Source organism: Trebonia sp. (genome assembly GCF_049794275.1).
GTDB lineage: Bacteria > Actinomycetota > Actinomycetes > Streptosporangiales > Streptosporangiaceae > Trebonia.
In genome coordinates this window covers 1-1566 of the sequence record NZ_JBARCR010001295.1, presented here as the reverse complement: position 1 = coordinate 1566, position 1566 = coordinate 1, and the positions used below count along the sequence as shown (strand labels likewise).

Annotated in this window: 1 protein-coding gene and 1 pseudogene; both read left to right on the top strand. The window is 73.2% G+C overall.

Annotation, left to right across the window (positions count from 1 at the left end; all coding sequences use genetic code 11):
- A partial coding sequence (locus WA805_RS31410) for a carboxylate-amine ligase (protein ID WP_425244154.1) occupies positions 1 to 856 on the top strand: 856 nt, incomplete at its 5' end.
- A gap of 64 nt (positions 857 to 920) precedes the next feature.
- Positions 921 to 1566: pseudogene (locus tag WA805_RS31405) on the top strand (acyl-CoA dehydrogenase); the annotation flags it as partial.

Genomic DNA, 1566 nt, shown 5'->3' with positions numbered 1-1566 from the left:
GGCCAGCGCAGGAGCGCGGGTAGCGGCGCTGGGGACGTCTCCGGCCCCGGTGCTGCCGCAGCTGGTGCGGGAAGGGCGGTACCTGCGGATGGCCCGCGCGTTCGGGATTACCGCCCAGGAGCAGCTCACCTGCGGCTGCCACGTGCACGTCGGGATTTCCTCGGCCGACGAGGCCGTGGCGGTGCTCGACAGGATCAGGCCATGGCTGGCGGTCTTGCTCGCGCTCAGCGCGAACTCGCCGTTCTGGCAGGGACGTGACACCTCGTACGCCAGCTTCCGGTACCAGGCGTGGGGGCGCTGGCCGACCGCGGGACCGACGGAGGCGTTCGTGACCGTCGAGGCCTACCGGCAGACGGTGCGGCAGATGGTCGGCACCGGCACGTTGCTCGACAGCGGCATGGTGTACTTCGACGCGAGGCTGTCCGAGCACTATCCGACGCTGGAGATACGCATCGCCGACGTGTGCCTGCACGCCGATGACGCGGTGCTGATCGCCGCGCTGTGCCGGGCGCTCGTGGACACCGAGGCGCGCAGCTGGCAGGCCGGCGCCGACGTGCCGGGGCAGCGCACCGAGATGCTGCGGCTCGCCGCGTGGCGGGCCAGCCGCTCCGGGCTGGACGACGCCCTGCTCGATCCCCGCTCCGGCCAGCCAGAACAGGCGGCGACGGTCGCCAAGGCGCTGCTCGACCACGTCAGGGACGCGCTGGACGAGGCGGGCGACACGGCCGCCGTCAGCGACCTGCTGGCCGAAGTGCTGGCCCGCGGGAACGGGGCCGCCTTCCAGCGCAGCGCCTACGGCGGCGACGGCAGCATGTCCGAGATGATCGACAGCGCCGCGGCCGCGACCATCCGGTAGGTGTGAACGACACCGGCGCGGGTAGCCGCACACTCCTGAACGAATTCGGCGGGGGGATATCTACATGCCTGGAAGCAGGCCGGCGGCGTGGCAGCGGACCGCCGGGGCGTTCACCGCGGCCGTCGAGTCCGGCAGGCTCGACCTCCCGCTGCCCGGTTCCGGCGCGACCTGGGAGCGCTGGGCCGCGTTCGCCGACCTCGCCGGGGAAGACCTCTCGCTGGCCAGGCTCGGTGAGGGGCATGCCGACGCGATCGCGATCCTGGCCGAGCTCGGCGGGCCGCGGCCGCGTCCAGACAGCCGCTGGGGCGTGTGGGCGGCGAACCCGCCCGGCCCTAACCTGACCGCCAGCCGGCACCGCGGCATGTGGGTTCTGCAAGGCACCAAGCAGTACTGCTCGGGGGCGCGGGTGTGCACGAATGCTCTGGTCACGGCCGCCGCCGACGACGGACCTCGGCTCTTCGCCGTCGCCGTAGGAAACCTTCAGCCGCTGGAGGACAGCTGGCCCGCCACCGGGATGGCGGGCAGCGACACGCTGAACGTCGGCTTCAGCACGATCCCCGGGGTACCGATCGGACCGCCAGGCGGGTACGTCAACAGGCCAGGCTTCAGCCACGGCGGCGCCGGGGTGGCGGCCTGCTGGTACGGCGGGGCACGCGCCGTCGGCCGCACGCTGCTCAGCGCCGCGGCCAAACGCGACATCGGCGCGCACG